General features: G+C 58.1%; 20 protein-coding genes and 1 tRNA gene. 15 read left to right on the top strand and 6 right to left on the bottom strand.

Annotation, left to right across the window (positions count from 1 at the left end; all coding sequences use genetic code 11):
- Window positions 1-39: 39 nt before the first annotated feature.
- Window positions 40-819: an imidazole glycerol phosphate synthase subunit HisF gene (gene hisF, locus ACE3NW_RS06020; protein ID WP_374281417.1), complete on the bottom strand. Its 780-nt coding sequence runs from the start codon at window positions 817-819 to the stop codon at window positions 40-42.
- Window positions 809-1,447, bottom strand: coding sequence for an imidazole glycerol phosphate synthase subunit HisH (gene hisH, locus ACE3NW_RS06015; protein WP_374281415.1), 639 nt, complete (start codon window positions 1,445-1,447; stop codon window positions 809-811). Before hisH ends, hisF begins: the two co-directional genes overlap by 11 nt.
- Before the next feature lie 270 nt (window positions 1,448-1,717).
- Between hisH and ACE3NW_RS06010 the strand changes: the two genes are divergently transcribed.
- The 6 genes from ACE3NW_RS06010 to ACE3NW_RS05985 all read left to right on the top strand — a co-directional run bounded on the left by ACE3NW_RS06010 (window position 1,718) and on the right by ACE3NW_RS05985 (window position 5,435).
- Entirely contained in the window at window positions 1,718-2,638 is a 921-nt protein-coding gene (locus tag ACE3NW_RS06010; RefSeq protein WP_374281413.1) for a sulfite exporter TauE/SafE family protein, read from the top strand.
- 166 nt (window positions 2,639-2,804) lie between these two features.
- On the top strand, window positions 2,805-3,641 hold the full coding sequence (murI, locus tag ACE3NW_RS06005; protein ID WP_374281411.1) for a glutamate racemase: 837 nt from the start codon (window positions 2,805-2,807) through the stop codon (window positions 3,639-3,641).
- A 347-nt stretch (window positions 3,642-3,988) separates the two neighbouring features.
- Window positions 3,989-4,264, top strand: a complete 276-nt coding sequence (locus ACE3NW_RS06000) for an HU family DNA-binding protein (protein WP_374281409.1) — start codon at window positions 3,989-3,991, stop codon at window positions 4,262-4,264.
- A gap of 133 nt (window positions 4,265-4,397) precedes the next feature.
- A tRNA-Ser gene (locus ACE3NW_RS05995) sits at window positions 4,398-4,487 on the top strand.
- Between the two features lie 136 nt (window positions 4,488-4,623).
- Window positions 4,624-5,016, top strand: a complete 393-nt coding sequence (locus tag ACE3NW_RS05990) for a nucleotidyltransferase domain-containing protein (protein ID WP_374281407.1) — start codon at window positions 4,624-4,626, stop codon at window positions 5,014-5,016.
- On the top strand, window positions 5,016-5,435 hold the full coding sequence (locus ACE3NW_RS05985) for a DUF86 domain-containing protein (protein WP_374281405.1): 420 nt from the start codon (window positions 5,016-5,018) through the stop codon (window positions 5,433-5,435). Before ACE3NW_RS05990 ends, ACE3NW_RS05985 begins: the two co-directional genes overlap by 1 nt.
- 159 nt (window positions 5,436-5,594) lie before the next feature.
- Here ACE3NW_RS05985 and ACE3NW_RS05980 read toward each other — a convergent pair whose 3' ends face one another.
- Together ACE3NW_RS05980 and ACE3NW_RS05975 are read right to left on the bottom strand one after the other, a co-directional pair.
- Entirely contained in the window at window positions 5,595-7,079 is a 1,485-nt protein-coding gene (locus tag ACE3NW_RS05980) for an L-serine ammonia-lyase (RefSeq protein WP_374281403.1), read from the bottom strand.
- A gap of 38 nt (window positions 7,080-7,117) precedes the next feature.
- A complete protein-coding gene (locus tag ACE3NW_RS05975; protein WP_374281401.1) occupies window positions 7,118-8,845 on the bottom strand; it encodes a dipeptidase in 1,728 nt (575 codons plus the stop codon).
- 365 nt (window positions 8,846-9,210) lie between these two features.
- On the opposite strand from ACE3NW_RS05975, the gene ACE3NW_RS05970 reads away from it, so the two are divergent.
- Both ACE3NW_RS05970 and ACE3NW_RS05965 read left to right on the top strand, forming a co-directional pair.
- Window positions 9,211-12,027, top strand: a complete 2,817-nt coding sequence (locus ACE3NW_RS05970; protein ID WP_374281399.1) for an FAD-binding and (Fe-S)-binding domain-containing protein — start codon at window positions 9,211-9,213, stop codon at window positions 12,025-12,027.
- Window positions 12,028-12,210: 183 nt separating this feature from the next.
- A complete protein-coding gene (locus ACE3NW_RS05965) occupies window positions 12,211-14,148 on the top strand; it encodes a deaminase (protein ID WP_374281397.1) in 1,938 nt (645 codons plus the stop codon).
- Between the two features lie 31 nt (window positions 14,149-14,179).
- Here ACE3NW_RS05965 and mutL read toward each other — a convergent pair whose 3' ends face one another.
- Window positions 14,180-16,276, bottom strand: a complete 2,097-nt coding sequence (gene mutL / locus ACE3NW_RS05960) for a DNA mismatch repair endonuclease MutL (protein WP_374281395.1) — start codon at window positions 16,274-16,276, stop codon at window positions 14,180-14,182.
- Window positions 16,277-16,468: 192 nt separating this feature from the next.
- Here mutL and ACE3NW_RS05955 point away from each other — a divergent pair, with 192 nt between their 5' ends.
- From ACE3NW_RS05955 to ACE3NW_RS05925, 7 genes are all read left to right on the top strand, one after another.
- Entirely contained in the window at window positions 16,469-16,774 is a 306-nt protein-coding gene (locus ACE3NW_RS05955; RefSeq protein WP_374281393.1) for a hypothetical protein, read from the top strand.
- Window positions 16,775-17,174: 400 nt separating this feature from the next.
- Window positions 17,175-17,945 (top strand): DeoR/GlpR family DNA-binding transcription regulator, encoded by a 771-nt coding sequence (locus tag ACE3NW_RS05950; protein WP_374281391.1) that lies wholly within the window; start codon window positions 17,175-17,177, stop codon window positions 17,943-17,945.
- A gap of 28 nt (window positions 17,946-17,973) precedes the next feature.
- Entirely contained in the window at window positions 17,974-19,305 is a 1,332-nt protein-coding gene (locus tag ACE3NW_RS05945) for a four-carbon acid sugar kinase family protein (RefSeq protein ID WP_374281389.1), read from the top strand.
- 43 nt (window positions 19,306-19,348) lie between these two features.
- Window positions 19,349-20,344: a 4-hydroxythreonine-4-phosphate dehydrogenase PdxA gene (gene pdxA, locus ACE3NW_RS05940; protein ID WP_374281387.1), complete on the top strand. Its 996-nt coding sequence runs from the start codon at window positions 19,349-19,351 to the stop codon at window positions 20,342-20,344.
- A gap of 150 nt (window positions 20,345-20,494) precedes the next feature.
- Window positions 20,495-21,856, top strand: a complete 1,362-nt coding sequence (locus tag ACE3NW_RS05935; protein ID WP_374281385.1) for a gluconate:H+ symporter — start codon at window positions 20,495-20,497, stop codon at window positions 21,854-21,856.
- 99 nt (window positions 21,857-21,955) lie between these two features.
- Window positions 21,956-23,116, top strand: a complete 1,161-nt coding sequence (locus tag ACE3NW_RS05930) for a glycerate kinase (protein WP_374281383.1) — start codon at window positions 21,956-21,958, stop codon at window positions 23,114-23,116.
- Window positions 23,117-23,118: 2 nt separating this feature from the next.
- On the top strand, window positions 23,119-23,421 hold the full coding sequence (locus tag ACE3NW_RS05925; RefSeq protein WP_374281381.1) for a hypothetical protein: 303 nt from the start codon (window positions 23,119-23,121) through the stop codon (window positions 23,419-23,421).
- Window positions 23,422-23,535: 114 nt separating this feature from the next.
- On the opposite strand, the gene ACE3NW_RS05920 is transcribed toward ACE3NW_RS05925, so the two are convergent.
- Window positions 23,536-24,219 (bottom strand): hypothetical protein, encoded by a 684-nt coding sequence (locus ACE3NW_RS05920; RefSeq protein WP_374281379.1) that lies wholly within the window; start codon window positions 24,217-24,219, stop codon window positions 23,536-23,538.
- Between the last annotated feature and the right edge of the window lie 209 nt (window positions 24,220-24,428).

Here is a 24,428-nt window from a genome sequence, read left to right as displayed (position 1 = left end):
GCATCCTGGGCAGTGCCTGTGTGGTTCAAAATGCGCTTCCTACCATGTGGTGCGCACCTTGGCCCCGTGCCCGGCCATATATTCCTTGCACTGGTGGATGGAATACTGCCCGTAATGCACAATGGAAGCGATGAGCGCGGCGGATGCCCCGCCTTCGGTAACGGCCTCGAGCATGTGGCGCGGTTCGCCTGCGCCGCCAGAGGCAATGACAGGAATGGACACGGCATCAACAATGGCCCGTGTGAGCTTGAGCTCGTAGCCGTCCTTGGTTCCGTCGGCATCGATGGAATTGACGCACAGTTCGCCCGCACCCAGTTCCTGACAACGCCGCGCCCAGGCAACGGCATCCAGGCCCATGCGCTTGCGCCCGCCGTGGATGACAATTTCGTAGCCCGAAGGGATTTCGTCCGTCACTGGCACGGCCAGCACGTCCATACCCACCACAATGGCCTGCGAGCCAAAGGCATCGGCCCCGTCGCTGATGATCTGCGGGTCCTTTACGGCTGCGGAATTGACCGAAACCTTTTCCGCCCCGGCCAGCAGCACGGCGCGCATGTCGGCCACGGTAGAAATGCCGCCGCCCACAGAAAAGGGAATGAATATCTGCTCTGCCACGTGTTCGACCACATCAATAAAGATACCGCGTGCCTCGGCAGAAGCCGTGATGTCGTAGAAAACGATTTCGTCGGCACCTTCTTCGTAATAGCGGCGTGCGGTTTCCACCGGGTCACCGATGTCTTCATTGCCCGCAAACTTTACGCCCTTGGTCAGCCTTCCGTTACGCACGTCCAGACAGGGAATGACTCGCTTACTGAGCATGACGCGCCTCGCAGTAATCGTAGAAGTTGCGCAATATGGTCAGCCCTGGCCGCCCGCTTTTTTCGGGGTGAAACTGGGTGGCCCACAGGCCGTCGCGCCCGTAAACCGAGCAGAACTGCTTGCCGTAGGTGGTTGTGGCAATCACAAAGGTGGGGTCTGGCTCCACATAATAACTGTGTACGAAGTAAAATTCGGCAGAGGGGGCAACGCCCTCAAGCAGAGGGCAGGGAGCCGAAATGTTCAGGCTGTTCCAGCCCATGTGCGGAATGGGCGCGGGCGTGCCGTTCTCTTCAACCATGTTGTCGTCAAAGCGGCGGCACAGGCCCGGCACAATGCCGAGGGTCTTGGTGTCGTTTTCTTCGCTGCGGTCAAGCAGAATCTGGCAGCCCAGGCAGATGCCCAGCAGGGGCTGGCCGCGCTTGACGGCATCGCGCAGCAGATTGTCGAGCCCGGCGGGGTGCAGGGCGCGCATGGCCTGACCAGCCGCGCCAACACCGGGAAAAATAATGCCGTGGGCGCTTTCCAGCGTTGCGGGGTCTGCCGTGATGGCGCAAGGTATACCCAAATGCTCAAGGGCACGGCGCACGCTTGTTTGATTGCCTGCCTTATAATCCAGAATGGCCAGCATGGTGCATCCTCTGCTTGTTGTTGCCGTGGGGGGAATGGCGGCTAGTGGCGTTTAAAAAAACACTATACCTTTTTGCCATTGCGCAGGCAACGCACACCGTGAGCCTGCCCCCGACACGCCGCAACAAAAAGTGAGCAAACTGATCGGGAATGGCGTGACAATTTCAATGTTCACGCTTAATATAAAAACCGTGAACATCAGATAGCGGCACTTAACGCAAAAATCCTTATTTTCAAAATAGATACCATGCCACAAGTGCAGGAGGCCCGCATGTACTTTCCCACTGCTGGTATTGAATGCAACCCGGTTGTTCCCTTTGTGGTGGCCCTTGGCATCTCTTTTTTCACTTCCATGGGCGGCATTTCGGGCGCATTTTTGCTGCTGCCCTTTCAGATGAGCGTACTGGGCTACACCAACCCCAGTGTCAGCGCCACCAACCAGTTTTTCAACGTGATTGCCTGTCCCTCTGGCGTATGGCGCTACTGGCACGAGGGGCGGCTCGTATGGCCGCTGGCCATAACCATTGCCATTGGCACGCTGCCGGGCGTTTTTATCGGGGCCATCGTGCGCATTAATCTGCTGCCCAACCCCCAGAGCTTTAAAATGTTCGCGGGCCTTGTGCTGCTGTATATCGGCGGGCGCATGGCCCTGACCACATGGCAGGGGCGCGCATCGTTGTGGTCGCGCAAGGAAAAGAAAGAAAACATGCCCGTGTGCGAGGACAAAAACGGCAGACTCATGTGCTGCCACGTGCTGTACTGGAACATGAAGGAAGTGGCCTTTGTTTTTCAGGAAACCAAGTACGTGGTCGCCACCCGCGCACTGGTGCTGCTGAGCCTGGTGGTGGGGCTTATCGGCGGGATTTACGGCATTGGCGGCGGGGCAATCATGGCACCGTTTCTGGTTTCCTTTTTCGGCCTGCCTGTTTATGTGGTGGCGGGTTCCACACTGTTTGCCACCTTTATAACATCTGTGGCGGGCGTGTCTTTTTATGCGCTGCTTGCGCCCCTGTACCCGGCCATGGCCGTTGCGCCCGACTGGCGCATGGGCATGCTGGTGGGGCTGGGCGGCATGTGCGGCATGTATGCCGGGGCCCGCTGCCAGAAGTATGTGCCTTCCATCGCGCTCAAGGCGTTTTTGGCCCTTGTTTTGCTCTTTACAGCCATGCGCTATTTGGGCCAAGGTTTCTAGCGCGCGCCGCCCGGATTTTTTTGGCCATACTGTCTGGCCTCCCCGCTTATGGACGGAGCGCCTTTGACATGCCGCAGGGCTGTCAGGGGCGTTCTGCCGTTTCAGGCTTGCGCAAAAGTTTCAGCTGTGCGCTGGCAGTTGCGCGCGGCACTGTAAAGGAAGTGCAATGAACGATTTTTCGCGGCTGCCCATTGGCCTCTTTGATTCGGGCATGGGCGGCCTGACGGTTTTCAAGGCGCTGGCAGAACGCCTGCCCCACGAAGACCTGCTCTATCTTGGCGACACCGCCCGTCTGCCTTATGGAACCAAGGGGCGCGACACCATCATACGCTACACGCTTAAGGCCGCCCAAAAACTGGTGGATATGGGCGTAAAAATGCTGGTGATCGCCTGCAACACGGCTACCGCTGCGGCCCTGAGCGCCGTGCGCGAGCAGTTTGCCCCCCTGCCTGTGATGGGCGTTGTGGCCCCCGGCGCGCAGGCGGCGGCGCAGACCAGCGTAAACGGGCATATCGTGGTGGTTGCCACAGAGGCCACCATAGCTGGCGGCGCTTACCAGCAGGCCATTGCCCGCATCCGGCCCGAGGCCGTTGTTACTGGCCGGGCCTGCACGCTTTTTGTGCCGCTGGCAGAAGAAGGCTGGATGAACGGCCCCATCGTTGAGGGTGTGGCCAGCCGCTACCTTGCCGACATTTTTGCGCCAGAAGTTGCGGCCAGCCAGGCCGCGCCCGACACGCTGCTGCTGGGCTGCACGCATTTTCCGCTGTTGCAGCAGGCCCTGCAAAACGTGGTTGGGCCACAGGTACGCATTGTTGATTCTGCCGCCACCACGGCCCTGCGCGTGGCAGAAGAACTGCAAACAAGAAATCTGCTGTGTCAGGGCACTGGCCCGGCCCACTACAGATTTTTGACCACAGACAACACCGCCCGGTTTTCCCGCACGGGCAGCCTTTTTCTGGGCCGCGAACTTGTCGATGGCGAAGTGAGCCTGGTCGATCTGTAGCTAGCTACTATAACCATTATATTTCAGCAGGATAAAAAACAGGTCGCAGGGCTTTTATTTTTTGCGAATTACTGTTTGCACAAACGGTATTTCTTGAAAAGCTAGAGCGGACGCGGGATTCTGCGCTTTTTCGTTGACAGGAAACCGCCCCTAACGTAAGGAAACGAAAGTTCTGACCGCTGAGGAAGCGGCATCGCTTACGATTCCCCACATGACGCTGGAAGGCCTGGCGGCTTTTTGGCGACAGTTTCATTTGAGTGCGACGAACCGGGTCACAGCCAGAACACTGGCATGCCGCCCCGGTACGGCTAGCAGGGAATAACCGAAATCCTTTATGGAGTAGCATCATGACCAAAGCTGAGCTTGTAGAAAAAATCCATGCCAAAGCCGGCCTGCCCACCAAGGCCAAAGCCGAAGAAGCTCTTGACGCCGTGGTGGCCTCGCTGCGCGAAGCCCTCGCCGCTGGCGAATCCGTGACCTTCACCGGTTTCGGCAGCTTCAAAGTGGTTGAACGCGCCGCCCGCAAGGGTCGCAACCCCCGCACCGGCAACGAAATCACCATTCCTGCCAGCAAGGTTGCCAAGTTCACGCCCGGCAAGGGCCTGAAAGACGCCATTAAGTAAATGGCGTAGCGGCACAATTTTTTTCGGCGGCGCTATTGCCTTGCAAACAGGGTAATCGCGCCGTCGACATTTTCTCCCGGCGTGTACGCGGCGCATAGCCGCCACTGCGCAAACCCGGAGAAAACACCCCTGCGGAGGGGTGGCAGAGCGGTTGATCGCGGCGGTCTTGAAAACCGTTGAAGGTGTGAGCCTTCCGGGGGTTCAAATCCCTCCCCCTCCGCCAGTTTGCTTGTACGTGATTAAAAAGAGCTGAAGCCCTCGCGGGTTTCAGCTCTTTTGTTTTTTGGGCAGAGCGCACGCACGCTGGTCAACGTTTGTGTTGATTGCTATCTTGCAATCAACCAAAGCAGGATGCGCACATGCCCAACTCCATAGCTCAACAAATAGCCATCACCCTTGCCCAGCATGAAGAAATTCAGCTGGCCTTTGTATTTGGCTCCGCAGCCCGAGCTGCCCTGCGGCCCGACAGCGATGTGGACGTGGCCGTGCTTGCGGATGGGCAGCTTTCCACAGAGGCGCGGCTTGCGCTCATGGCCGAACTCAGCCTTGCCCTCGGACGCGAGATTGACCTTGTAGACCTGCACAATGCCTGGGGTCTGATTTTGAAGCAGATTCTCACCACCGGCATTCTGGCGCTCAAACGGCCGGGCACGGCCCATGCCGCGCTGATCAAGCGCATGCTGTTTGACCAGGCCGACATGGAGCCTTTACGCCAAAGAATTATTGAAAAGAGTCTGGAACGGGGGTTTTGATGGATACAGATGTCATCAAGGCAAAGCTGGTTTCGCTGCAACGCTGCATGCAGCGCATACGCACAAAAACTCCCGGCAGTGCCCAAGAACTGGCGGCAGATTTTGACCTTCAGGATATTCTTGTCCTCAATCTGCAACGCGCCGTGCAGATCAGCACCGACATTGCCACAACCATTCTCGCCGAATCCGCATCTGTGCCTCCTACCATGGCCGAGGCCTTTTTGCTGTTGCACCGGCAGGGAGTGCTGTCTGAAAATGTAGCGCGTAAAATGGCCAAGAGCGTTGGCCTGCGCAACATCGCCGTACACGAATACACCAGCCTTGACTGGAATGTGGTCTACGCCGTGGCCCATACCCACATTGATGATTTTGCGGATTTTGGCCGCGAGATCAGCGCGTGGGTGGTGGCGCGGGCATAACATTGCCTCCCATTGTCTTTTGCTCTGCGTCACGAGGATGAATTTTGTTCTCTGGCAAGAAAACGGCCCGTTTCTGGGCAGGGATAGCACTCTTATGTGCAGACCTGCGCAGAAACGGGCCGTTGACGCTGCCCAGAGGGCAAAAGACACCTTGAGACGCTAGCAGCCCTGCGTATAGAACAGGGCCAACCCGCCCCTGGCGGTTTCGCGGTAGTCGTCCTTCATGTCGCGGCCAGTCTGGTTCATGGTGCGGATGCAGAGATCAAGCCCCACAGGGTGTTTGGTTCCCTGCCCGGTGCGGGCCATCATCCAGGCGTTCCACGACTTTACCGAGCTCATGGCATTGCGCGAAATGCACGGAATCTGCACATAGCCGCCCACGGGATCGCATGTCATGCCAAGGTGGTGCTCCAAGGCAAATTCCGCCGCGTTTTCGATCACATCGGGGGTTTCGCCCATTACCTGTGACAGCATGGCCGCAGCCATACTTGAGGCAGAGCCTATCTCGCCCTGGCAGCCCACATCCGCGCCCGCCACGCTGGCGTGCCGCTTGATGAGCGTGCCCACCATGGAGGCCACCATCAGGCCATCCACCAGATCGGCCTCTGTCTTGCCGCGCTCCTTGATAAGCATGTGTACCACCGCAGGCATAACCCCCGCCGAACCCGCCGTGGGCGCGGTGACAATGGGATGGCCCATGGCGTTTTCTTCCGACCCTGCCTGCCCGTAGGCAGAAAGCCGCGCCGCAAAGGCATCTGCCGGTTCCGGCGAGCTGGCCGCCTGCTCCAGCATAAGTTTGGCGCGCCGTTCAAGGCCAAAGGGCCCTTTGAGCTTGCCCTCCAGCCCAAGACCGGTGGCGGCGCAGCTGTCCATAACATGGATGATACGCTGCGCGCCCTGCCTGATATTGTGCTCTACCTGGCCGGTGATGGCCATCTCGTTTTCCATCATGATAAGCGGAATACTCTTGCCCGTGGCTTTCACAATTTCGAGCAGGCCGTTCATGGAATCAAAGGCGTGAACGGGCTTGCCTTTTTCCGGCGCTTTCCAGCCCTTCCACTGCAAAAAGCCGCCGCCCACGGAATAGTATTCGCGCGAGGCCAGCGCCTTGCCCTTTGCCAGCAGCTCGATGACCAGCACGTTGCTGAACGGGGCCTCGATGGTTCCCTGCTCAAAAATCACGTCCGAGTCCTTGAGCGGAATCTTTGCCGGGCCAAGTTCCACGGTACGGGTGTCGTCCGGCTTCACAAACAGGTTGTCCAGAAACTCGGCCTTGCACTCGTCGGGCTTTTGCCCAAGCAGGCCCGCCGCCACGGCGCGGTCGGTTCCGTGCCCCTTGCCCGTGGCCGAAAGGCTGCCGTACAGATGCACCTTGATGGCGTCTGCCTGGGCAAGCTGCTCCTGCGGCAGTTTGGCGCACAGGCTGATAAAATCGTTGCCCGCCGCCATGGGCGCGATGGTGTGCGAGCTGGAGGGGCCGGGGCCCACCTTGAACATTTCAAACACGGTCACATCAATGGGATTGGCGCAGACGGTTCCCGGTTTCCACAAGGGGTCAAAGCCCGCCCAGCCAAGGGTGGGCAGGCACAGGCCCGCGCCCGTTACAGCCATGGATTGCAAAAAACGACGACGATTACACTGCATGCGGTATTCCTCCTGACCTTTCTGGCAGACTGCAAAGCCTACTGCCGGGGCTTTTTGTACGATATCGGGCCCTTGTAATAATCTGTGCGGCGCAGCCAGGCATCGGAATACCCGGCCTTCTGGGCCATTTTGTCGGGGCTGTTGATAAAGCCCTGACAATACCGGGCCACCAGCTGCGGAAAATACTCGCGCCAGTCACGCACCGCACCCTCGGCCTGGGCGCGCAGGGCCTTGGCAAAGGCGGCCTGCGCCTGCGCCGGGGCAGATGCGGCCTTGGGCGCAAGCTCGGTTTGCAGTGCGGCCACGCGGGCGGCAAAGCCCTTTTCCATGCCTGCGGCCTTGTCCGCAATGTCCTTGGAAATGGCGTCGTAGCGGGTATTGGCGTATTCGCTCACCAGCGCATAGGCCCACCAAGCCGAATCGTTGGCAAAACGGCGGGTGTCACCCTGCTCGTAGCCTGCGGGCATGGGCGCAACGGCCAGCGGCACAAATACCGATTCCGCCGCCGGGGCCAGCGCAACCCAGCACACCAGCGAGAGCGGCTCCGGCACGCCGGGGCGGTACTGCGCAATGGTGGTGTAGCCGGTGTAGAACATACCCATGGGACGCTCCCACGCGCCTTCAAGCTTGCTGGCCGGGGTCACGTCGCCGCTGGGGTCCTTGGGGCCGAGAAAACGGTTGGGATTGCCAAAAGGCCCGGCGGCAACGCCCTTGGTAAGATCAAAATCCGTGCCTTCGTAGTGGTCGCGGTGCATGCGCTTGAGGTCGTCCATGCTCAGCGGTTTGTCGGGCTTGACGGAAAAAGGATAGGCGCGGGTTGTGCCGCTTTCTACCCATGCGGGCAACTTGAGCGAGGGGGCCGCCATGCTGAGCGCCCGCCACACGCGCCGCAGCGAGTAGTAGGGATGGTTGTATTCGCCATCGCTCACGGTGGCCAGCCAGTCCAGAGGCTTGGAGGCATCCTTGGGGCTGCGCATGTTGTACTTGTCTACTGTGGCAAACAGGGTTTTGCCGTACATCTGGTCCGGGTTGCCGGGCGTGATGTCGCGGATGCGGAATTCGTTGGCGGCGACAAAAAACTGGCCGTCAGGCACGCGCTGGGCCACCCACAGGCCGCCGGTTCCCGCCGGAGAGGGGGCCATTTCCATAACCCAGGCTTCATTTTTGTCGGCCACGGGCAGGGTTTCGCCAGTGCCGTAGTAGCCGTACTGCTCAATGAGCGCCCCCATCAGCTCAATGGCTTCACGGGCGGTCTTGCAACGCTCAAGCGCCACGCGCGAAAGCTCCGAAGAATAGAATATGCGCTTGCCCGGCTCTGCGGTACAGGTATTGTGCGCGCCGTCGGTGCATTCGCCAAACATGAGGCCGTGCTCGTTCATGATGCCGTAGTTGCCGTCAATGTAGGCAAAGGTGTGGCGCACCTGGGGGATAAAACCAATGGGAACCGTATGCGGCGTATCGGGGTGGTTGTAGCCGGGCGCACGCTTGGGATCAGAAAGGCGCGGCACAAGAAAGGTGTTGGTGGCGGGGTTTTCCTGCACGGCCACGGCAGAATCGTACACGGGCCGCTGCGCTCCCTCTGGCCAGTCGCGGGCGGGCACAAAAACAAGCGACTGGTCGCCAAGGTCGTTGTCGTCCGAATGGCTGACCATCACCGTGCCATCGGCGCTGGCCCCCCTGGTGACGATGGTTGTGGTACAGGTAAGGGCTGCCGAAGGCAGCAACAGGGCCAAAGAAACACAGCAGGCAACGATCAGCTGTTTCATGGAGCCTCCGTAGGTATGGTCAGATAGCAGAACCCACAAATCCTTAAACCGGCATTACACTCCCCCAAAAGCCCGGCGCGACAGCACGAGCATGACAGGCAAACATATGCTAACTGTTTTTCTGTATTTGTAGCGCAGTGGCAGCAGAGGCACAAGGAGTGCCTGAACCCAAGTGCTTTTTGCCCGCAAAACAGTAGCCATTCGCCCCAATAATTGTTACTGTTAATCCATTGTCATTTCCAGATCAGCACATCCCGCATTGCACCAATGCCGGGCTCCCGTCCAGGTTTCAACGGCAGCAATTTTCCCCAGCGCACCATCTGCGCCAACCCAATGACGGCATGAGCCGCCACGGAGGTTTGTCCATGCTTGCATCCCCCTACAAGGAATTCAAGGAAGCCCTTCAGGACTTTATTTCCAAAGACCGCATCCACACAGACCCCTTGCGCCTGCTGGCCTATGGCACGGATGCCAGCGTGTACCGCCTGATTCCCAAAATCGTGGTGGATGTGCTGGACGAGGCCGAGGTGGTGCAGCTGGTGTCCCTGGCCGACCGCATGCGTGTGCCTGTAACCTTTCGCGCTGCGGGCACAAGCCTTTCGGGGCAGGCGGTGTCTGATTCCGTACTGGTGCGCATCGGCAAGGGCTGGCGCAACTGGCGCGTGGGTGAAGGAGCCGAGCGCATCACCCTGCAACCCGGCATCATCGGCTCTGGCGCAAACAAGATTCTGGCCGAATTTGGCAAAAAAATCGGGCCCGACCCGGCCTCCATCGACAGCTGCTTTATCGGCGGCATTTTTGCCAATAATGCCAGCGGCATGTGCTGCGGCACATCAGACAATTCGTACAAGACTGTTGTTTCTTCACGCATGGTGCTGGCCGACGGCACGCTGCTGGATACGGCAGATGCCAAAAGCCGCGCCGCCTTTGTCAGAACCCATGCCCACATTCTCAACGGGCTGGCCGATCTGCGCAAGCAGATCATGGACAAGCCGGAACTGGCCGACCGCATCCGCCGCAAGTTCAAGATCAAAAACACCACAGGATACAGCCTCAACGCCCTGGTGGATTACGAAGACCCATTTGAAATCTTGCAGCACGTCATGGTTGGCTCTGAAGGCACGCTGGGCTTTATTGCCGAGGTGACCTACCGCACGGTGGAAGAAGCCCCCTTCAAGGCCTCGGCCCTACTGCTGTTGCCCACGGTCAAGGCCGCCTGCGATCTGGCCTCTGCGGTGGCAACCCTGCCCGTGGCGGCGGCAGAGCTGATGGACAGGGCATCGTTGCGTTCGGTTGAGGGAACCCCCGGCCTGCCCGAAGGCCTCGAAACCCTGGGCGACGACGTATGCTCCCTGCTGGTGGAAACCCGCGCCTCTAGCCGCGAACAGCTTGAAAAAAACATTGCCACCATCAACGCGGCCTTCAGCGGCGTCACCTTTGTGCGCCCCTACGCCTTTACCGACAAGCCAGAGGAATTCACCAAGCTGTGGCTCATCCGCAAGGGCATTCTGGCCTCGGTTGGCGGCATGCGGCCCGTGGGCACATCCATTGTTATTGAAGACGTGGCCTTTACCCTCGACAGGCTGGGCGAAGCCGCCACCGATCTGCAAGAGCTTTTTGCCCGGCACGGCTACACGGTGGCCCCGCTCTTTGGCCATGCGCGCGACGGCAATCTGCACTTTGTTTTCTGGCAGGATTTTGGCGCACCGGCAGAAGTGACCCGCTACAAGGGCTTTATGGAAGACTTCTGCAAGCTGGTTACGGAAAAGTACGACGGGTCGCTCAAGGCAGAACACGGCACTGGCCGCAACATCGCGCCCTTTGTGGAACTGGAATGGGGAACGCAGGCCTATGCCATCATGAAGGGCATCAAGGCCCTGCTTGATCCCAAGAACATCCTCAACCCCGGAGTGCTGCTCAACAGTGATCCGCAGGGGCATCTTAAAAATCTCAAGCCCCTGCACCCTGCCGACGAACTGGTGGACAAGTGCATGGAATGCGGTTTTTGCGAATCTGTGTGCCCCTCGCGCGACCTCACCCTCACGCCGCGCCAGCGCATTACCGTGTACCGCGAAATCTGCCGCCTGCGCGCCACCGACCCCGGCAGCAGCGAGCTCAAAACCCTGCAAAAAGGCTACGAATACATGGGCAAGGCCACCTGTGCCACAGACAGCCTCTGCCGCCCCCGCTGCCCCGCTGGCGTGGATACGGGCGTATTCATCAAAAGCCTGCGCAAAAAAGACGCCGGATCACTCAGCAAAAACATTGCCGGGGCCATAGCCGACCACTTTGCGGGAACATGCAAGGCCATGTCCATTGCGCTCAACAGCGTGGACACCCTGCACCGCATGCTTGGCACAACCATCATGCGCGATGGCTCGCGCCTGTTGCGCTGCCTGAGCTTCAACAAAATTCCCATGTGGAACAAGAACATGCCCAAGGGTGGGCGCTCGGTCTATCTGCCCTCGCCGTACACGGGCAACGCCAAAAAGGTTGTCTACTTCCCCAGCTGCATTGCCCGCAACATGGGCCCCGGCGAGGAGCACAGCGACCGCAGGCCAGAGCCGGAAGCCGTCATCAGCGTGCTGCTCAAGGGCGGGTACGATGTTATCTTGCCCAATGATCTGGACAAGCTGTGCTGCGGCATGGCCTTTGCCAGCAAGGGCCTTGCCGATGCCGCCCACAAAAAGGAACAGGAGCTGGAAAAAGCCCTGCGCCAGGCCACCAATAATGGTGAATACCCCGTACTGTGCGAAACCAGCCCCTGCCTCCTGCACATGAAGCAGACCCTCGACCCAAGCATCAAGCTTATGGAGCCTGTGCAGTTTATTCTTGAGAACCTCATGGACACCCTCAAGCTCAAAAAACTGCCCAAAACCGTGGCCCTGCACGCCACCTGCTCCATGCGCAAAATGGGCCTTGAGGGCAAGCTGGAAGAACTGGCCCGCAAGTGCGCCGAAAACGTCGTTGTGCCAGAAGGCATCAACTGCTGCGGCTGGGCGGGCGACCGGGGCTTTACCCACCCCGAACTCAACGAGGCCGCGCTCAAGGGCCTGCGCATGCAGGTAAGCACCTGTGATGTGGGCTATTCCTCCAGCCGCACCTGCCAGATCGGCCTGTCGCTGCACGGCGGCATTCCCTACTATTCCATTGTCTATCTGGTGGACGAAGCCAGCGATTAGGCAAAGAGGCGGGCGGTTCCCGTGGGAGCCGCCCGCCGTGCGCTGAATTTTCATTCCCTTGGCCGCCGCAATGGCGGCTTTTTTATTTACGTGTTAAACAAATTTCAACATGGGTTCATATAAACATTTATTTATGAAATAAATTATTATATAATTATCCCACTTATACATGGGGGAATTATTATGCGCAAGAAATTTCTTATAATTGGACTCACCGGTGCGATTGGAAGTGGATGCAGTGAAGTATCAAAGTTTATTTCACATGTTTTACCCAACAGCAAGCATCAATTAAATATCGGCTTACACCAAGTAAATAAGTCTATTAAAAAACATTTTGAATTCATTAAAGAAAAAATAGATGAATTTAACGCTGATTATCAAAACACATATGAGGCAACATACATAGGAACAGAAATAAATCACCTCTTTGATAAAAAAAGAAAAAAAGAACGGGCAAAAGAACTTGAAGAAAAGTTAAAAGCTGTAAATAAAAATTTGAGGCAGCTTTTAATTAGAAGAAAAATTCTTGAATACGCATCAAAAAATTTTCGTTATAAATTTATTGAAATTTCAATGGCAGATTTACTGGTCAAGTTGATGTTAGAAAAGATAGTTGACGAACCCAATACTGCTGAATTCCATGATAAAGACAGTCTCCATCAAAAACTACACGACATTTTGATAGATCAGTCCAAAAGACTGATTACCGACATCAAGGCATTCAATCTGGCATGCGTCGAAAAAAATTGGGAAAAAAAGGACTATTGCAGATTTGACAATTTATTTATTCAGCTAGGCATAATTAGAAGACAGCTATTTAATTCATCAGACTCCTGTGAAGTTTTTTTTCAAAATTGTGGTGACAATGCAAGAGCAACAAACAATCCGTTTAGAAAGCAAGAGACGCAGTGCTATGAATATCTTACAATTCTGGCTAAGGAAGCAAATAAAGTAATAAAATATGAAAGAAACAAGATAGTAAAAAATGATGAAAGAAGTAAAGATGACAATAATAAACCTGAACGACATTACTTTGTAATTAGTTCATTTCGAAATCCAGCTGAAGTACAGTTTTTCAGAAAAAGATATGGATCATTTTATCTATGCTCATTATTTGCTACTAAAGAAACTCGCCGCAAGAATATAGAAAAATACAATAAAAATTTTAATGAATATTGCGATGAACGAGACGCTGGGAAACATAAAGAACCACATGAACTGCATAAGCAAGATGTTTCCAGATGTACACTTCTTGCTGACTATGCCATAACAACTGAAAAAGGCGAAAATCACTATCGATATGAGGCCATAAGATTTCTCTCGCTTATTGACTTTCCGGGAATAATCCCCCCTAGAACAGATGAAGAAGTCATGAACCTCTCTTACTCACTCAGTTTGCGATCCACATGCCTCTCCAGACAGGTTGGTGCAGTTATCACCAATCCAGAGGGATTCATCATTGCTGCGGGATGGAACTCTGTCGGCTCAGGCCAATTAGGCTGTTCACAATTATGCATAGATGACTATACAGAGTTTTCTAAAGATGGATACCTTCTTTCAAACTGGAATAGTTTAATTTCAGAGTTCAGAGAGCAGGGATTAATTAGTAAAAAAGGCAGCGACTGCTTTTGTTTTAAAGATTTACAATCTAAAAATAAATTAAACGGAAAAATTCGTAAAATTGCAAAAGACATAGCGGACAAAGAAACCGACATACAAGCTAAAGAAAGCATAGAGCGCTATAGTTCTATTCTAGAAAATGGCGTAAGCGTCAAACGGTTAGAATATGCTCGCGCACTCCATGCAGAAGAGAATGCAATATTGCAGGCCGCACGATTTGGTGGCACGGGCATTGCCGGTGGCACAATTTATACAACCACATACCCCTGCGAGCTATGCTCAAAAAAGATTTATCAGGCACAGTTAAGCCGAATTGTATATACAGAACCGTACCCAGACAGCCTTTCTGAAACACTGTTTCTGAAAGACGGCATCAGACAGATATCCATTGAACAATTTGAAGGCGTAAAATCGCCAAGTTTTTTCCGACTGTTCAAGCCAGCCTTTGATTTGAAGGAATATCAGTCGATTGATGATCACGGTGCTGACGAAGACTTATAATTAAGCGAGGGGGGCTAATGCCCCCCTTACCTTACGACTGCTTTCGCTTGAACATCTTTTCCAGCTCGGCGGCGTCCCAGCGCAAGACGCAGGGGCGGCCGTGGGGGCAGTATTCGCGGTCGGGCGTTTCCAGCCACTGTTGCAGCAGCCCGGCGGCTTCGTCGTCGGCAAGGCGCTGCCCGGCCTTGATGGCCCCCTTGCACGACATGGATATGAACATGTCGGCCAGATCGTCCTTGCGGCCTGCGAGGGCCTCGCGCAAAAAATCCCTGGCCTCGGCGCGGGTGAGCACCGGCGGCATGGCGTTGACGCGCAGGCTGCCGCCGCTGGCCTCCAGGCCAAAGCCCAGTGATTCGAGCCGGGGCCGCAGTTCAAAAAAGCGTTCCGCTTCCGCCGGGTGCAGGGGCAGATCAAGCGGCAGGGCCAGCAACTGACCAGACCCGGCAAAACCCCCGCGCCGCAGCCGGGCGTAGAGCACGCGCTCGTGGGCCGCGTGCTGATCGAGCAGCAACAGTGCTCCCGATGTGTCGCGCAGCACCAGATAGGTCATGGCCACCTGCCCAAGATAGGCAAACTGCCCCACATTCAGGGGCTGGCGCTCCTGCCCCTGCGCAAAAACCGCAGATTCGCCCCCGTCTCCCGCCGCACTGCCAGCATGGAATGGGGCCGTAGCGGCCTGCATGGCATGCGCATAGCCGGATGCGTCTTCGGCAAGGCCCGCTCCTCCGTCTGCGTCCATGCGGGTATCCGGCCCGGCCACAAACAGGGGCTCGCCCTGCTGCGAGGCTTGCACGTGCTGCGCATTCTGCGAGAGCGGCGAGGGCGGCGCGTCAGTTGCCATGGTGGGTCTGGCCTGCCACACCGCAGCTCCGTCAGGGGCGCTGTCGCGGCCTGAAATCCCATCGCTGGCCGCATCTCTGGGCTCACTGGCCTGCCAGGGCATATCGCCATCGGCCCCAAGTTCCCGCTCCTGCGGCGCAATGAGCGGCGGATTGTCCAGTCTGCCCCAAAAACCCTGGGGCCGGGGAGCATGAGGCTGTTCCGCGCTCTGGATCACGTTCTGGGCCGTGCTGGCCGAAGCATTTTCGGAACCGGGCCAGATGTTGTCGGCCACGTCAAATGAGGTGACCAGGGCCCCCTGCACGGCGTGCAACACGGCAGAAAACAGGGCCGATTCATCGCGAAAGCGCACCTCGGACTTGGCCGGGTGAACGTTCACATCCACCTCGGCGGGGTCCATCTCCACAAACAGGGCCACCTGTGGAAAGTCGCGGCTGGTCATGCGGCCCTTGTAGGCCTCGCGCACGGCGGCCATGAGGCGCTTGTCCGTAACCGAACGGCCATTGACATAAAAAAGCATGCGGTCGCCGCGCGGCTGGCTCACATTGGGCAGGGCGGCAAGCCCCCACACGCGTATGCCGTGGCGGGTTGCGTCAAAGGGGCGCAGGGCCTCCACAATCAGCCGGGGCCAAAGCACGGCCAGACGCTCGGCCAGCGTTTGCCGGGGCAAGAAGCGCAGGGCCTCGCGCTCGCCTGCGCTGAGGCTCAGGCCAACGGCGGGGCGGGCCAGAGCAAGGCGGGCCAGCCAGTCCTGGGCACGTTTGAACTCTGTGGAAGGGGTCTTTAAAAATTTCAAGCGTGCTGGTATGTTGGAAAAAAGATCGCGCACTTCCACGCGCGTGCCCCTGTGCAGGGCGGCAGGGGCAGAAACCGTCAGCAGGCCGTGTTCCACCTCCACCCTGTGCGCCTGCGGCTGGCCGTCGGGCTCAACCGTGGCCGAGGTGATGGAAAAACGCGAAACAGAGGCGATGCTTGGCAGCGCCTCGCCCCTGAAGCCGTAAGAGCTGATGTGCTCAAGATCGGCCAGGCTGGAAATTTTGCTTGTGGCGTGGCGGGTTACGGCCAGTTCCAGATCGTCTGCGGCAATGCCGCAGCCGTCGTCCTGCACGCTGATAAGGCTTTGGCCCCCGTTTTCGAGGCAAACATCAATCTGCGTGGCGTCGGCATCAAGGCCGTTTTCCACCAGTTCCTTGAGCACGCTGGCAGGACGCTCTACCACTTCACCGGCGGCGATCTGATTGCGCAATTCAGGCGGGAGCAAACGTATATGACGGTGTTTTTCAGACATGAGCCCAGTGTATTCGGGCGGGCTGCACAAGGCAAGCGGCCCTGCCTGCGCCGCATGCGCGCCTGCGCGTGGCGAACAAATTGCACCCACGGGGCTTGCCTCGGCGCGCGCTGTGCTTATGTATGGAAGGCGAGGCTGCGTATGCGCGCTGCCAAACTACTGGCAGCACGCAAAGCCAGCAGGGAGGTTTATATGCAAAGCAACACCATGAAAGCCATTGCCGAACCCTTGCGCGGAACCCCCGTGCCCACGGGCTACGACCCTGAAATGCTCTATGTAGAATGTGCCCGCTGTGGCGCACCTGTAATGTGGGCGCAGGGCAAGGCAACACATATTCTCGATCTGGCGGGCATTGACCCCCTTGAACTCGATTCCTCATGCATGCTGGTTACAGACGGTTGCCCCATGTGCAGCGGCAAGGATCAGTATTCCGTACAGATTTTCAGGGTCAGCGGCGAAGCCAAGACGCGCCAGCCCCCGTTTTTCGGCAACGCGTAGTAGCCAGCGCGGGTCTACCCCACCCGCGTAAACCTCAGCATAAGGCTGCCGGATCATGTGCCCGGCGGCCTTTTTGCGTTTTGTAGCATGCGCAAGCAACAGTATTCACAGACAGTTTTACCTTAAAGTACGTACACCCCACGGTCATCCACCCGGTTGCCGCTGGGGCTTTTTCTGTTTTGAAAGGATGTTTTTTGCGCTCAATAAGAAAATACGGGCCAGCCTGGGCACAACATCCTCTAACAAAAAATAACAATTTTTAAGTGACATACAAAACAAATCTGTCATGCCACGCCCAAATTTCCCCAGCCATCTTGACGATATCTGCCATCAGGAGCATAACACAAAGCAACAAATTTGAACTCAAATTAACACACAAGCGTCACAGACAGGAGCCGCCATGTTGCCCGCAGAACGCCGCAGAGAAATGGCCCGCCTCATCAAGAACAGGGGCGCAGTGAACACGCGCGAACTGGCCGAGGCTCTTGGTATTTCTACCATGACGGTACGCCGCGATCTCCGGGCAATGGAAGAACGCAACCAGCTGGAGCTCACCTGGGGTGGGGCTGTTCCCCTGAGCTTTGAGGCCAACGACATTCCGCGCGCCCGCAAGGCGGTTTCCATGCTTGAGGCCAAGCAGGCCATTGCCCGCGTAGCCAGCCAGCACATCAAGAACGAAGACTTTATTGCACTGGATGCGGGAACAACCAGCCTTGAGCTGGCCCGCCTGCTGCCCACCCTGCCTCTCACCAGCCTTGGCGTTGTGACTCCCGACCTTGAAATCGCCCTGTTGCTTTCGGGCTGCGACAACATTTCTGTCTTTCTTTCCGGCGGCCTTGTGGACCCGGTGAGCCGCGCCTGTAACGGCAGCGATGCCGTGGCCTATCTGCGCGGCCTGCGTCTTACCATGGCCTTTGTGGGAACCAACGTGTGGGATGCCCGCCACGGCGTCACCACCAGCACCCCCGCCAAGATGCACTACAAGCGTCAGCTCATGAGCAGCGCCGACAAAACCTTTTTGCTGGCCGATTCCTCCAAGTACGCCAAGTTCAGCCCCTGGCTGGTGGCCGAAGCAGCGCGCTTTGACCACATTATCACCGACGGCGGCCTGCCCGCAGAAGCCCAGGCCGCTCTGCACAATGCGGGCGCGCGCCTGCGCATTGCCGACTAGGCCCGCCCAACCACTGGAAGGTTACCGCATGATTATAGCCGTTATCGCCGACGACTTTACAGGGGCCAACGACAATGGCGCCCTGCTTGCCGCCAAGGGCTTTTCCAGCGCCACCTGCCTGGGCCTTGCCCACTGGAACCCGCAGGAATTCACGCATTGCGATGCCGTGTGCCTCAATGCCGAAAGCCGCCTGCTGCACAAGCAGGATGCCTGGCAGGCCGTGTACGACGGCATACGCTCGTTTAACAAGGAAAAACCCGCTCTTGTTTCCAAGCGCATAGATTCTACCCTGCGCGGCAACGTGGGCGCAGAGCTTGAGGCATCCATCAAGGCCATGGACGACACCCACGGCCACACAGAAACCCTTGCGGTGATGGTTTCGTCCTACCCGCATTCGGGGCGCATCTGCGTGGGCGGCTACCAGATTGTTCACGGCGTGCCTCTGGAACGCTCGCCCATTGCCAAGGACGCCGCCACCCCGGTGTACCACACGGCTGTGCTCAAGATCATTGCCGACCAGACCAGCCTGCCCTGCGGCTTTGTACCGCTTGAAAAGGTGCTGGCCGGGCCTGCCGCCGTGCGCGAGACCATTGAGGCTGCCCGCGCTCGGGGCTGCCGCGCCGTGGTCTGCGACGCCGTGTCTGACGACGACGTGTCCGTGATCGCCCAGTCGCTGGCCGACGCCCCCTACCCGCTGGTTTCGCACGATCCCGGCCCATTTACCGCAGAGCTGGCAGCCGCACGCATCAAGGCTCCGCGTGCGGAGTTTGAAAACCGCATCTTCCTGGCCGTGGGCAGCACAAGCGAGCTTTCGCGCGTGCAGATGGAAGCCCTGCGGCTGGCCCACCCCTGCCACATCGTGCCCATGGACGTGCGCAAGGTGCTGGCAGGTGAAGCTCAATCGCAGGCTGAGTGCCAACGCGTGCTCGATGCCGTTTTTGCCGCGCCTGAAGAAGCCAAGGTTCTTGGCGTGTGTACCTCCACCAGCAAGGAAGACGTTTTTTCCATGCAGGAGATGTCACAGCACCTTGGCATTGCCCCCAGCGAAATTTCACGCCGCATCAACACGGCCCTGGCCCATGTGGCTCAGGAAACCCTGAAAAACGAAAGCCTGCGCATCGGCGGTCTGTACACTTCTGGCGGCGAGGTGACGGTTTCTGTCATGCGCGCGCTGGAAACGGGCGGCTTTTCCGTGCGGGTAATGGTGCTGCCCCTTGCCGTTTACGGCCACATCATCGGCGGCCAGCACCCCGATCTGCCCATGATCACCAAGGGCGGCTTTGTGGGCGACAAGGACAGCCTGGTGGAATGCGTGGAGTACCTGTTCACCAAGATTTCAACCCGCAAGCGCCCTGCCTAGCAGCAGCCTTGCAGGCCAACACGATCAAAACAAGGATTCACAGATGAAACCCCTGATTTGCGCGCCCATGGGCGATCCTGCCGGTGTGGGGCCGGAAATTCTGGCAGCCTCGCTGGCAGACAGCACCGTTACCGACATTGCCAGTGTTGTGGTGGTTGGCAATACAGAAATCATGCGCCGTGCTGCGGCCATCATGCAGGTGAACCTCGACTTCAACGAGGTGGACACCGAGCTCAACGGCTGGCGCGAGGGCGCTGCCAACATCATCAGCCTCAACAACGTGGATATGTCCACCTTTGCCTATGGCAAGGTTCAGGCCCAGTGCGGCAAGGCCGCCTTTGAGTACATCAAGGCCTGCATCGAACTGACCATGTCGGGCAAGGCCGCAGCCGTGGCCACCACGCCCATCAACAAGGAATCGCTCAAGGCCGCCCATGTGCCCTACATCGGCCATACCGAAATATTCGGTGACCTTACCGGCACAAAAGACCCCCTGACCATGTTTCAGGTACACAGCCTGCGCGTGTTCTTTCTCACCCGCCACCTCTCGCTGATCGACGCCTGCCGCGCTGTCAAAAAAGAACGCGTGGTCGACTATATTGGCCGTTGCACCGCCGCCCTGCGCCTGCTGGGGCTAAAAAATCCCAGCATGGTGGTGGCCGGGCTCAACCCCCACTGCGGCGAACACGGCCTGTTTGGCAACGAGGAAGACGCCGAGGTTGTTCCGGCCATCGAAGAAGCGCGCAAGCAGGGCTTTAATGTTTACGGCCCCAACCCGGCGGATTCGGTTTTTCACTTTGCCCTCAAGGGCGCGTGGGATGCCGTGCTGTCGCTCTACCACGACCAGGGCCACATTGCGACCAAGATGGTGGACTTTGAACGCACCATCTCCCTCACGCTGGGCATGCCCATTCTGCGCACCTCGGTTGACCACGGCACGGCTTTTGACATTGCCGGTACGGGCAAGGTCAGCCCCGTAAGCATGGTTGAGGCCATTCGCCTGGCTGCGGAATACGCCCCCAATTTCAAGAGGGCCTGATTTTGGGCAGAGGATGTGACTTGCGCACCGCAGCCGGAGGGCGAGCAGAATAAAGTACCAGCACACAAAACCAGACCGTCAACTGTTTTCCAATCCTTACTGGTGCGGGCTGTTGCCCGCCGTAGCGCATCCACATCCACGGAGGTTGAGATGACTGCCGTCCAATCGTTCGGCATCGGCTATTCAATGACCATGCTGTGCATTTCCATTGCCATAGTCATTGTGCTGTGCATCTGCTTTAAAATTCACGCATTTGTTTCGCTGACAGCTGCCAGCCTTTTTCTGGCGCTCACACACAACATGGAACTGGCCAAAATTGTTGTGGCCTTTGAAGGCGGCCTGGGCAAAACCCTCGGCTTTCTTGCGCCCATTCTGGCGCTTGGGGCCATTCTGGGCAAACTGATGGAAGTTTCTGGCGCAGCAGAAAGACTGGCGCGGACGCTCATCAACATTCTGGGCCAGTCAAAAGCTCACTGGGCCATGATGGTTGTGGGCTATATTTGCGGCATCCCGGTTTTTCTTCAGGTGGGCATCATTCTGCTGACGCCGCTCATGTTCTCCATCGTCAAGGAATCCAAGCTGCCGCTCATTCAGGTGGGCATGGCCCTTGTGGTGGCCCTTACCACGGTACACTGCATCGTACCGCCGCACCCTGCCGCCATGGCCGTTACCGACCTGCTCAAGGCTGACGTTGGCAAGGTTATCTTTTTTGGCCTGCTGGTGGGCCTGCCTGCCGCCAGTGTTGCAGGCCCCATCTACGGCAAGTTTATTGCCAGCCGCCTGCCCGCCGTGCCCCTTACCGGCGTTTATGCCAATACCGAGCCTCGCAAGGAATCTGAACTGCCCCCCTTTGGCAGCTCGCTCTTTGTCATGCTGCTGCCCCTGCTGCTGATGATTGCCAAAACAGTGGTGGAACTGACCATCGACAAGCAGCATCCGCCTGTCTACATGCCCTACGTGAACTTTGTGGGCACGCCCATGATCGCCCTGTTCATCTCTGCCGTGGTGGCCTACATTGTGTTTGGCCTCAAGCGCGGTTTCAACTGGGATCAGCTGGGCCGCTTCAGCGAGCAGGGCATGGCCCCTCTGGCCTCCATCATGCTGGTTATCGGCGCGGCTGGCGCACTGAACCAGATCATTACCGACAGCGGCGTGGGCGTGGTGCTCAAGCAGGTGCTTACCAGCATCCACATCAGCCCGCTTATTCTGGCCTGGATCATCGCCATTGCCCTGCGCTTTGCCCTGGGCAGCGCCACGGTTTCCATGATGACCGCCGCCGGGCTGATCCTGCCCGTGCTCAGCAGCAACCCCGGCATTGACCCGGCCCTCATGGCCATTGTCATCGGCGCTGGCGCAACCGGCGCTTCGCACGTGACCGACTCCGGCTTCTGGTTTGTCAAGGAATCTCTGGGTATTCCCATGGGTTCCATGTACGCAACATACACTGCTGGCACTACCATAGCCTCGGTGCTTGGCCTGTTTGGCACGCTGCTGCTCTCCATGTTCCTGTAGGAATCACTGCGCCGGGGTCTGGCGTTTCACAGGCCCCGGCGCTATCATGGAATGCATGTCCTGTCTGCCATCGCCAGCCCCCCCAGCAAGGAATCTGCAATGAAGATCGTCATCGCTCCCGACTCGTACAAGGAATGCCTCTCGGCCCTGCAAGTGGCCGTTTCCATCGAATCCGGCTTCCGCGAGGTTTTTCCCGACGCGGTCTATGTCAAGGTTCCCGTGGCTGACGGCGGCGAAGGCACGGTGGAGGCCATGGTGGAAGCCACCGGCGGCCGCCGCGTGGATACCATTGTGCGCGGGCCCCTGGGCGACCCGGTGGCGGCATTTTACGGCCTGACGGGCGATGGCTCGACCGCCGTTATAGAAATGGCCGCAGCCAGCGGCCTTGCCCTTGTGCCGCCCGCCATGCGCAACCCCCTTAACACCACAAGCTACGGCACGGGGCAGCTCATACGCTCTGCGCTGGATGCCGGGGCGCGTAAATTTATTCTGGGTATTGGCGGCAGCGCCACCAACGAAGGCGGGGCAGGCATGCTTCAGGCCCTTGGCGTGCGCCTGCTTGATGCGGAAGGGCAGGAAATCGCCCCCACAGGCATGGGCCTTGGCAGGCTTGCGCGCATCGACATGTCGGCCTTTGACCCGCGCCTTGCCAGCTGCACCATTGATGTGGCCTGCGATGTGGACAACCCCCTGTGCGGCCCGCGTGGCGCGTCGGCCATCTTTGGCCCGCAAAAGGGGGCCAGCCCCGACATGGTGCAGCAGCTCGACGGATATTTGCAGAATTTTGCGGCCATTGCCCTGCGCGACCTTGGCGTGGAAATGGCCGAACTGCCCGGCGCTGGCGCGGCGGGCGGCATGGGCGCGGCCATGTTTGCCTTTTTGAAGGGGCGGCTGCGCCCCGGCAGCGAAATTGTCACCGAAGCCGTGGGCCTGGACGCGCACGTGCGCGATGCCGACCTTGTGGTCACCGGCGAGGGCCGCATTGACGGGCAAACAGCCTTTGGCAAAACCCCGGTGGGCGTGGCCCGTGTGGCCAAGCGCCACAACAAGCCTGTCATCGCCATTGGCGGTTCGCTGCGCAACGATGTGGACGCGGTTTTTGCCCACGGCATCGACGCTGTTTCTAGCGTGCTCTACCGCCCCTGCACCATTGACGAGGCCCTTACCGAAGGCAACGAAAATCTGCGCAGGGCAGCACGCAACATTGCCGCCATTCTGGCCATGGGTCTTGACCTTGGCTCTGCTGGCGCGGGCAGATAACCATGATTGCAGCCTACAGGCAAAGCTGGCGCACCCACCCCGGCTTCAACATCCTGTTTCTCTGCGCCATGACCACAGCCTGGGGCATCTATGCCCTGCTGTACACGGCTGCCCTGCCCTGGGGCTCGAACCAGGCAAACGTACTGGTATTTGTGGTAGCCGCCCTGTGCCTTATCTTTATCTTTGGCACCCCGCGTTACGGCTTTAAGCCCACGGCGGTTCACTACGCCATCATGGCCGTCACCCTGCTGCCCTCGTTGCCCAACGGGCAGGAGATCATACGGCAGAGCGGCCTGTTTTTCTGATTTGCTGCCTCGCGCCCAGACGCGCACAAAATAAAAGACGGCCACTCCCCAGGGAGTGACCGTCTTTTTCATTCGTATGATTCTGCGGATTCACCCCGCAGACTTTCGGTATAGTTACGCCTTCTTGGCGCGCAGGCCCGCAAAGGCCAGAATCACACCCAGGGCAATGCCCAGCGCCGCCGCAAATACCACCTGAAAGTGCGCGGGCAGCATAAAGGTAATGGTGTGGGCCGGAATCCAGAAGAAAGGAATGGTCTTCTTGAGCACAAAACTCCACATGGAATTCCAGTCAATGGAGCAGAAAAGCGAAGCCACATCGGGCTTGGTACACAGGCTGCCGAGCGTGCCGCCGGTCTTTGCAATGTGCAGGTCGGTGAGCTTGTGGGTGATCATCAGCACCGGGGCAAAAAGCACGTTGATGAGCACGCTGATGGAAAAGGACATGAGCAGCTTGGAGCCAAAGGTCGTGGGCGCGCCCGAAAGCAGGCCCATTTCATTAAGCAGCTTGAACGTGCCCGCGCCGTACACGGTAAACGCAATCTTGATGCCTATGCCCAGCAAACCCCAGATAATCGCCTTGGGCAGCACGCCAAAACCGGGCCTGTTGTACACGCCCGTGGTGATGCGCAGGGCAATGCATTCGCCCAGCGTCGCCAGAATGGCAAATTTGAGAAAACTCATGCCAAAAGGATACTGGGCAGTCAGGCTGATAAAGCCGTTTAGCGCTCCGGGTCCAAAAGCCAGCCAACCGAACGCCGCCACACAAATGCCAAAAACCACCAAATCCTTTTGCCGCATACCCTTTCTCCGTATTCTCGTTGACGCTTGCACGGTTGGTCCCGCGCTGCGCATGCAGCGGGGAAGGATCAGCCATGGCCGCGCATGGGCGCGGCCTGTCGCATCAGCCGACAGACGGAGGGGGGAACCGTCCAGACCGGCTGCCGCATACTAGAGGCATTTTTACTCCGCGTAAACACCCGGCAGACACAAACCTTCCTGCACAGGCA

It is taken from the genome of Desulfovibrio sp., from assembly GCF_041907885.1.
Taxonomy (GTDB): Bacteria; Desulfobacterota; Desulfovibrionia; order Desulfovibrionales; family Desulfovibrionaceae; genus Desulfovibrio.
This window is presented reverse-complemented; position numbering and strand designations above follow the sequence as displayed.

What these genes read in the sequence shown, in the direction of transcription:
- ACE3NW_RS05980 (WP_374281403.1), bottom strand. Translation starts at nt 7,079, where the DNA reads ATGCAGTGTAATCGTCGTCGTTTTTTGCAATCCATGGCTGTAACGGGC.
- murI (WP_374281411.1), top strand. Translation starts at nt 2,805, where the DNA reads ATGAACGATTTTTCGCGGCTGCCCATTGGCCTCTTTGATTCGGGCATG.
- mutL (WP_374281395.1), bottom strand. Translation starts at nt 16,276, where the DNA reads ATGTCTGAAAAACACCGTCATATACGTTTGCTCCCGCCTGAATTGCGC.
- ACE3NW_RS05955 (WP_374281393.1), top strand. Translation starts at nt 16,469, where the DNA reads ATGCAAAGCAACACCATGAAAGCCATTGCCGAACCCTTGCGCGGAACC.
- ACE3NW_RS05985 (WP_374281405.1), top strand. Translation starts at nt 5,016, where the DNA reads ATGGATACAGATGTCATCAAGGCAAAGCTGGTTTCGCTGCAACGCTGC.
- ACE3NW_RS05990 (WP_374281407.1), top strand. Translation starts at nt 4,624, where the DNA reads ATGCCCAACTCCATAGCTCAACAAATAGCCATCACCCTTGCCCAGCAT.
- ACE3NW_RS06000 (WP_374281409.1), top strand. Translation starts at nt 3,989, where the DNA reads ATGACCAAAGCTGAGCTTGTAGAAAAAATCCATGCCAAAGCCGGCCTG.
- ACE3NW_RS05925 (WP_374281381.1), top strand. Translation starts at nt 23,119, where the DNA reads ATGATTGCAGCCTACAGGCAAAGCTGGCGCACCCACCCCGGCTTCAAC.
- pdxA (WP_374281387.1), top strand. Translation starts at nt 19,349, where the DNA reads ATGAAACCCCTGATTTGCGCGCCCATGGGCGATCCTGCCGGTGTGGGG.
- ACE3NW_RS05950 (WP_374281391.1), top strand. Translation starts at nt 17,175, where the DNA reads ATGTTGCCCGCAGAACGCCGCAGAGAAATGGCCCGCCTCATCAAGAAC.
- ACE3NW_RS05930 (WP_374281383.1), top strand. Translation starts at nt 21,956, where the DNA reads ATGAAGATCGTCATCGCTCCCGACTCGTACAAGGAATGCCTCTCGGCC.
- ACE3NW_RS05920 (WP_374281379.1), bottom strand. Translation starts at nt 24,219, where the DNA reads ATGCGGCAAAAGGATTTGGTGGTTTTTGGCATTTGTGTGGCGGCGTTC.
- ACE3NW_RS05965 (WP_374281397.1), top strand. Translation starts at nt 12,211, where the DNA reads ATGCGCAAGAAATTTCTTATAATTGGACTCACCGGTGCGATTGGAAGT.
- hisF (WP_374281417.1), bottom strand. Translation starts at nt 819, where the DNA reads ATGCTCAGTAAGCGAGTCATTCCCTGTCTGGACGTGCGTAACGGAAGG.
- ACE3NW_RS05970 (WP_374281399.1), top strand. Translation starts at nt 9,211, where the DNA reads ATGCTTGCATCCCCCTACAAGGAATTCAAGGAAGCCCTTCAGGACTTT.
- ACE3NW_RS06010 (WP_374281413.1), top strand. Translation starts at nt 1,718, where the DNA reads ATGTACTTTCCCACTGCTGGTATTGAATGCAACCCGGTTGTTCCCTTT.
- ACE3NW_RS05935 (WP_374281385.1), top strand. Translation starts at nt 20,495, where the DNA reads ATGACTGCCGTCCAATCGTTCGGCATCGGCTATTCAATGACCATGCTG.
- ACE3NW_RS05945 (WP_374281389.1), top strand. Translation starts at nt 17,974, where the DNA reads ATGATTATAGCCGTTATCGCCGACGACTTTACAGGGGCCAACGACAAT.
- hisH (WP_374281415.1), bottom strand. Translation starts at nt 1,447, where the DNA reads ATGCTGGCCATTCTGGATTATAAGGCAGGCAATCAAACAAGCGTGCGC.
- ACE3NW_RS05975 (WP_374281401.1), bottom strand. Translation starts at nt 8,845, where the DNA reads ATGAAACAGCTGATCGTTGCCTGCTGTGTTTCTTTGGCCCTGTTGCTG.